Annotated in this window: 7 protein-coding genes; 4 read left to right on the forward strand and 3 right to left on the reverse strand. The window is 66.8% G+C overall.

The genetic code is table 11. From position 1 onward, the window contains the following. The coding region (locus ASE91_RS13920) for an acetolactate synthase 3 large subunit (protein WP_056627230.1) at positions 1 to 1,745 on the reverse strand (1,745 nt) is incomplete at its 3' end. A gap of 90 nt (positions 1,746 to 1,835) precedes the next feature. Then, positions 1,836 to 2,765 (reverse strand): tRNA (adenosine(37)-N6)-dimethylallyltransferase MiaA, encoded by a 930-nt coding sequence (gene miaA, locus ASE91_RS13925; RefSeq protein WP_235530489.1) that lies wholly within the window; start codon positions 2,763 to 2,765, stop codon positions 1,836 to 1,838. Between miaA and serB the strand changes: the two genes are divergently transcribed. Next, the gene (serB, locus tag ASE91_RS13930) at positions 2,764 to 3,645 is read left to right on the forward strand and encodes a phosphoserine phosphatase SerB (RefSeq protein WP_056627045.1); all 882 of its coding nucleotides are present in this window, start codon (positions 2,764 to 2,766) and stop codon (positions 3,643 to 3,645) included. The two genes, miaA and serB, sit on opposite strands and share 2 nt — an antisense overlap. Before the next feature lie 136 nt (positions 3,646 to 3,781). On the opposite strand, the gene ASE91_RS13935 is transcribed toward serB, so the two are convergent. Further along, positions 3,782 to 4,672, reverse strand: coding sequence for an SPOR domain-containing protein (locus ASE91_RS13935; RefSeq protein ID WP_056627047.1), 891 nt, complete (start codon positions 4,670 to 4,672; stop codon positions 3,782 to 3,784). 153 nt (positions 4,673 to 4,825) lie between these two features. Here ASE91_RS13935 and ASE91_RS13940 point away from each other — a divergent pair, with 153 nt between their 5' ends. The 3 genes from ASE91_RS13940 to ASE91_RS18970 are packed head-to-tail and all read left to right on the forward strand — an operon-like array spanning position 4,826 to position 7,157. After that, positions 4,826 to 5,530 (forward strand): AAA family ATPase, encoded by a 705-nt coding sequence (locus tag ASE91_RS13940; RefSeq protein ID WP_055994657.1) that lies wholly within the window; start codon positions 4,826 to 4,828, stop codon positions 5,528 to 5,530. Between the two features lie 2 nt (positions 5,531 to 5,532). Then, on the forward strand, positions 5,533 to 5,928 hold the full coding sequence (locus tag ASE91_RS13945; RefSeq protein WP_056627052.1) for a hypothetical protein: 396 nt from the start codon (positions 5,533 to 5,535) through the stop codon (positions 5,926 to 5,928). Next, positions 5,925 to 7,157, forward strand: coding sequence for an SPOR domain-containing protein (locus ASE91_RS18970; protein WP_082454041.1), 1,233 nt, complete (start codon positions 5,925 to 5,927; stop codon positions 7,155 to 7,157). Before ASE91_RS13945 ends, ASE91_RS18970 begins: the two co-directional genes overlap by 4 nt. Positions 7,158 to 7,216 lie beyond the last annotated feature (59 nt).

The raw sequence follows: 7,216 nt of genomic DNA on the forward strand, positions 1-7,216 counted from the left end.
TACACCAGCGCCTTGGCTTCGTCGTCCATTTCGCCCGAGACTTCGTTCGCCTGCAGGATCATGTCGGTATGCGCCGCGCCGCTGGGGATCATCGGGAAGCAGTTGGCCAGCTTCGCCACCATGCAGTCAACGATCACCGGGCCGTCATGGTCGAGCATGGCCTGAATCCCGTCCTCCAGCTGGTCGGGCGTTTCGATGCGAATACCCTTCCAGCCATATGCCTCGCCCAGCTTTACGAAGTCGGGCAGCGAGTCCGAATAGCTGCTCGAATAGCGCGAGCTGTAGGTCAGCTCCTGCCACTGGCGGACCATGCCCATATATTCGTTGTTGAGGATGAAGATCTTCACCGGCAGCCGGTACTGCGTCGCCGTCGCCAGCTCCTGAATGTTCATCTGGATCGACGCCTCGCCGGCGATGTCGATGCACAGCGCCCCCGGATTTCCGAGCTGCGCACCGATCGCGGCGGGCAGGCCATAGCCCATCGTGCCGAGACCGCCGCTGGTCAGCCACTTGTTCGGTGCTTCGAAGCCGAAATGCTGGGCCGCCCACATCTGATGCTGGCCGACCTCGGTCGAGATGATCGGCGCGCGATGTTTGGTCGCGGCGTACAGCGCCCGGATCGCGCGCTGCGGCATGATTTCCTTGGTCGATTCCGGGAAGTCGAGGCAACGCTTGGCGCGCCAGCCCTCGATCTTCGCCCACCATCCCGACAGGTCCGGCTTTGGATGCTGACGCGCTTTCCAGACGCGGACCATGTCCTCCATCGCATGGCCCGCATCGGCGATGATGCCCAGATCGGCGCGCACGATCTTGTTCACGCTCGACCGGTCGATATCGATATGAACCTTGCGGCTGCGCGGGGAAAAAGCGTCGAGCCGTCCCGTCACCCGGTCGTCGAAACGCGCGCCGATGGCGATGACCAGATCGGCCTCGTTCATCGCCATATTCGCTTCATAGGTGCCGTGCATCCCCAGCATCCCCAGCCAGTTCGGGCTGGACGCGGGCAGGGCGCCGAGCCCCATCAACGTCGAGGTGACCGGCGCGCCCGACACCCGGACCAGTTCGCGCAGCAGCTGCGACGCGCCCGGACCCGAATTGATGATGCCGCCGCCGGTGTACAGCACCGGCCGTTCGGCCGCCGCCAGCATGTCGACGACCTGCTCGATCTGCGCCCGGTCGGCCTTCACCTTCGGACGATAGGTCTTGTGCTGGATCGGGCCGGGCTTGGTGTAGCGCGCGGTCGCGACCTGCACGTCCTTTGGAATATCGACCACGACCGGGCCGGGGCGGCCGGCGGTGGCGATATGAAACGCCTCGTGAATGACATGGCCGAGCTTCGCCGGGTCCTTCACCAGATAATTGTGCTTGCAGCAGTGACGCGTAATGCCGACGGTATCGGCCTCCTGAAACGCGTCGGTGCCGATCAGCGCGGTCGGAACCTGTCCGGTGATGACGACCATCGGGATCGAATCGAGCAGCGCGTCGGTGATGCCGGTGATCGCGTTCGTCGCCCCCGGACCCGAGGTTACCAGCACCACGCCCGGCTTGCCGGTCGAGCGGGCATAGCCCTCCGCCGCGTGGGTCGCGGCCTGTTCGTGACGGACGAGGATGTGCTTGATCCGGCTATGTTCGAACAGCGCGTCGTAGATCGGCAGCACCGCGCCGCCGGGATAGCCGAATACGACTTCCACGCCGAGGTCGACGAGGGCCTCGACCAAAATGGCGGCTCCACTCTTCTCGGTCATGGGTCTTCAACTCCTCAACATTTTCGCAGGCGCGGATAGCACCGTTGGAGCGGCGTCGCTAGTCGCCATAAATGTACGTGTCAACCATCTTTAACGTAATAAAGTGTCGAATTGTGCTGATAGCGCGCATGTTTCGGTTTCGCTGGTGCGGAGCCAGTTGGCCGGTGGCTGGTTGCGGAACCACGTATACTGCCGTTTGGCATATTGCCGCGTTGCGAAGCGAGCCGCAGTCAGTGCTTCGTCGCGGGTCCATGTACCGTTTTGCCAGCGTTCGATCTCGATCACGCCGATCGCGCGTCTGACCGACGCCTGTGGTGCGATGTCGTCGCGCGCCAGTAACTTCGCGACTTCCTCGACCGCGCCGCCATCGAACATGGCCGACAGGCGACGGTCGCAGCGATCGGTCAGCCAGTCGCGCTCGGGCAAGAGAATCATGGTCGACAGTGCGATGCGGTCGCCGATCCCGCCGGTCCGGTCGCGCTGCCAGTCGGCCAGCGTCCGGCCGGTCGAGCGCACCACTTCCAGCGCGCGGGCGATGCGGGTGGTGTCGGCCGGGTTCAGCCGGGCGGCGGCTGCCGGATCGGCGATGCGGAGCGCCTCGGCAGACTCGGCCACCGGCAGCGCACGGACGGCCTCTCGGATGGCGGGATCGATATCGGGGACGGGCGCGATGCCGTCGATCAGGGTCCGCAGATACAGGCCGGTGCCGCCGACCAGCACCGGCAGCTTGCCTGCTGCATGGGCTACGTCGATCTCTCGGATCGCGTCCTTCGCCCATGCCGGCGCCGAATAGCTGTCCGCGCCGTCGACATGGCCGAACAGCCGGTGCGGGGCCTGTGCCTCTTCTTCGGGCCAGGGGCGCGCGGACAGGATACGCAGGTCGCGATACACTTGCGCGCTGTCGGCATTGATGACCACGCCGTTGTGCGCCCGGGCGATAGCGATCGCCAGCGCGGACTTGCCGCTGGCGGTCGGGCCTGCGATGAGCGCGACCCTCGGACGGTCAGGAGATTTCGCCATGTTCATCGCCACGCTGATAGCAGCCGAATCGATCGCCGCGGGCGATATTTCCGCCGCCGCCGATCGGCTGGACGTGGCCGGCTGTCTGGTCGAGGACTGGACGTGGATCGACGAAGGCCGCGCCGCCGATATCCGGTTCGCCAGCGATGCAGCCGCAGCGCGGAAAGCGATCGAAGGCATTGTTGTGGGAGCCGACGTCGCCGTTCAGCCCGCTGCGAACCGTGAAAAGAAGCTGCTGGTCGCCGACATGGATTCGACGATGATCACCGTCGAATGTATCGACGAACTGGCCGACTATGCCGGGATCAAGGCGCAGATCGCCGAGGTGACCGAACGCGCGATGCGCGGCGAACTCGACTTCGCCTCGGCGCTCGACGCCCGCGTCGCCTTGCTGGAAGGCTTGGACGAAAGCGCGATCCAGCGGTGCCTCGACGAACGGGTCAGGCTGATGCCCGGCGCGAAGACGCTGATCCGGACGATGCGTGCGCGTGGCGCAACGACGATCCTCGTATCGGGCGGCTTCACCCGGTTTGCCGAGCCGGTCGGACAGGAACTGGGTTTTCACCGCATGATCGCCAACCGCCTGCTGATCGAGGATGGCAAGTTGACCGGCAAGGTGCGGAAACCGATCGTCGATGCAACGACCAAGGAAGTCACGCTGCTCGGTGCGATCGATGAATTGGGCATCGACGAGCAAGCGACACTGGCGGTCGGCGACGGGGCCAACGACCTGCCGATGATCCGCCGCGCGGGGCTAGGCGTCGCCTATCATGCCAAGCCGATCGTCGCTGCCGAGGCAGGGGTCCGGATCGACCATAATGACCTGACCGCACTGCTGTATATACAGGGGATCGCTCCGTCGGATTGGGTGCGCGACTGATCGCAGCGCGCGGGAACGTCCGGGTCGCGCGAACGGCGTTACTGCGCGTCGCGAGCGCCCATCGCATGGCGATGTCGGCGCGGGCTTGTAGCAGCCCGAGCGTCGATCTGCGCCATCAGCAGCAGAGCGGCGGCAATCACCGCTTTACCGGGACGCAGGTCGTTGGGCGGATCGTGGCACAGGCGCGGCTCGCCTCGGCACTGCTGGCAAACGGGCCGATCTGCAACCGGGTGACGCCGCCGGCATCGTCGTAAAAGGGCTGGCGACCGGCGAACTTTCCCGCGACTTCGGTCCACAGCCGCCGCGCATTGCCCGCATCGCGGAACGCGCCGAGCTGCACCCGCCAGTTACCCGCGGCAACCGACGACGCCGCCGGAGCGGTGCGAGGGACCGGCTTGGGGGCGGGGGGAGCCTTGGCAATCTGCGTGGCCTTCGCCGCCTCGGGCGCGGCGGGCAGGGCGGGGCGTCCGGCACTCCGCTCCAGATCGCGCGCCATCGCCAGCGCCGCCTGCCGGTCGGGCAGCGGAACATACCGGTCCATCTGCGCCAGCGTCGCCGCCGCCTGCGGCAATCCCGCCGACGACGCGCGCGTCATCAACGCATAGGCGCGCCGCCAGTCCTTCGGCACGGCGTCACCGTTGAAGAGCATCGTGCCGAGGACGAACTGGTTTCTCGCTTCGCCGCGGTTTGCCGATTTTTCGAGCCATTGGACGGCTTCGGGGCGCTTGCCGTTCTGGAACAGGATCAGGCCGTAATTTTCCTCGGCCTGCCGGTGCCCCTGTTGCGCGGCGCGGGCATACCATTGTTCGGCTTCGGTCAGGTTCATCGGCACGCCACGACCGAGCTTGTACGCCTGCCCCAGATTGAACTGGGCATCGGCATCGCCCGCGACCGCCGGCTCGCGCCATTCGCCGACCGCCGTCGTCCAGTCGCCCCGCGCCCATGCCTCGACCCCGGCCTTCACATCGGCAAACGCCGGTGCCGCCAGCATCGCCGCCGCCAGAGCCGCCCCCATCGCACCGCGCATCCAAGTCCCCCTTGCGATCATCGCCGTCCATTATCAGCGCTTGCCGATCGGCGGAACGGCTTTCGCGATCGGTCGACCCCGTACAGGACGTTAACCGCATTTTAGTCCTGTCCGTGCAAATCCCGGCTGCAAGTGAAGGGAGACGTAAGCGGCATGCGCGTTCTGGCGGTGGCATCGCAAAAGGGGGGATCGGGCAAGACGACATTGTCCGGGCATCTCGCCGTGCAGGCCGAGCGGTCGGGCGCGGGTCCGGTCGTCATGGTCGACATCGATCCGCAAGGGTCGCTGGCCGACTGGTGGAACGCGCGCGTCACCGACGAACCGGCGTTCGCGCAGACGCTGGTCGCGCGCCTGGCGGCCGATCTGGAAACGTTGCGCGCACATGGTTTCAAACTGGCGGTGATCGATACCCCGCCGGCGATCACGATGGCGATCCAGAGCGTGATCGCGGTTTCCGAACTGATCGTGGTGCCGACCCGGCCCAGCCCGCACGACCTGCGCGCTGTCGGCGCGACCGTCGACCTGTGCGATCGTGCCGGCAAGCCGCTGGTCTTCGTCGTCAACGCGGCGACGCCGGGCGCCAAGATCACGGCAGAGGCAACGATGGCCCTGTCGCAACACGGCACGGTCGCGCCGGTGACGGTCCATCACCGCGTCGATTTCGCATCGTCGATGGTCGACGGGCGGACGGTCATGGAGATCGATCCGACGTCGAAGTCGAGCGCCGAGATCGAGGCGCTGTGGAACTATATCCAGGATCGCCTCGAAAAGAATTTCCGTCGTACCGTGTTCGCCGTGCCGACGCTGTCGGGTGGTCCGCGTACTGCCGGGGGCTTTGGCCGTCGGGTGCGGGGCTAGTCATGGCCACACCACGCAACCCTTCGCAGATCAATCCCGGCCTGCTGGCCCGCAAGGGAGAGGCACGTCCGGCGATGCGGCCGCACGGGACCGGCGATGCGACCGATCCTGGTGACGATCTCGGCTGGAACGATCTGGGCGAGCCGACGACGCCGGTTCCGGCCGTCCTGCGCGAGCGAGCGATGCTCCAGGTCGCGCCGTTAGCGGGGGAAGGATCGATCGTCCTGACGCTCGATGCCGACCGGCTGTTGCGGTTGCGGCTGGCGGCGACGGTGCGCAACCTTTCTCCGGAGGCGTTCGTGCGCGAAGCGCTTGATCGGTCCCTTCCGTCGACCTCCGACATCGCGGCGCTCGTTCAGCGCCTTGCCCCCGATGGGGCCGCAAAGGGCACGCTATGAAGACCCATCTGCTTATATCGGTCGGTCTGGCCACGGCGATGCTCAGCGGTTCGCTGGCGTTGGTCGCCAGCGGCACCGTGGCGGTGGCATCGTCCGAACAGAACATGGCGCAGAAACTGGCAGGCAAGGCAGCGAAGGCGCTCGGGAAGCGGCGCAGCGACGAAGCCGTGACCTTTGCCGAACAGGCGGTCTCGCTCGCTCCGCGCGATCCCGGTTTTCGCACACTGTTGGGCAAGGCTTATCTCCAGGCGGGACGGTTTGCCTCCGCCACACAGGCGTTCAGCGACGTGTTGGCGCTGAATCCGGCCGATGGCCGCGCCGCATTGAACCTTGCGCTGGCGCAGACCGCGACCGGCGAATGGGTGGCGGCGCGCGAGACGCTGACCGCCCATGCCGCGCGGATCGCAAATGCCGATCGCGGACTGGCGCTGGCGCTGGCGGGTGATCCGGCCGGTGGTATCGCGTTGCTCAGCGAAGCTGCGCGCGATCCGGCGGCGACCGCGACGATGCGACAAAATCTTGCGCTTGCGCTGGCCCTCGACGGGCGCTGGGTCGAAGCGCGGACCGTTGCGTCGGTCGACATGTCGCCCGAACAGGTCGATGCGCGACTGGTCGAATGGGCGGGTTTCGCGCGGCCGCAATCGGCGGCGCAGCAGGTCGCGGCGTTGCTCGGCGTGACGCCCGCTGCTGATCGCGGACAACCGACGCAACTGGCACTTTCGGCACCGGGCGATGCCGCACCGGTGGCGGTCGCTCTGGCCGAGCCGGTCATGGTCGAGCCGGTGGCCGCGCCGACACAGGTGGTGACCGTCATTCGCCCGGCCATCACCTTCGCACCCCGGCAGGAGGTCGTGCAGGCGTTGCCGAGCGATTATCGCCCCCGTGGCAATTCGATCGGCCCGGTCCGCATGGCGGCTGCACCGAAGTCGCGTGACATTGGTGGGTATTATGTGCAGCTTGGCGCGTTCGATACCCCGGCGGTCGCCCGGTCCGCCTGGCGGCGTTTGAGTCGAAACGTACCCCGGCTTGCCGGAATGTCGCCACAGGGTATGCAGGCGAGCGTCCGTGGCGCCAGTTTCTACCGGCTGTCGGTCGGCGGTCTTGCCCGTGCCGATGCCGCGTCGCTGTGCGGTCGCGTACGGGCAAAGGGCGAACGCTGTTTCGTTCGTACCCATGCCGGCGAGCAACTGGCGAATTGGGCCCGTCCCGAACGCCTCGCCTCGCGCTGATCCAGTTTCCCGAGCCTCTCCCAGGAGGAGGCGGCGCGTTCCTTTACAGGAACGCGCCG

Origin of the sequence: Sphingomonas sp. Leaf62, assembly GCF_001421915.1 — a bacterium.
In the GTDB taxonomy this organism is placed as follows: domain Bacteria; phylum Pseudomonadota; class Alphaproteobacteria; order Sphingomonadales; family Sphingomonadaceae; genus Sphingomonas.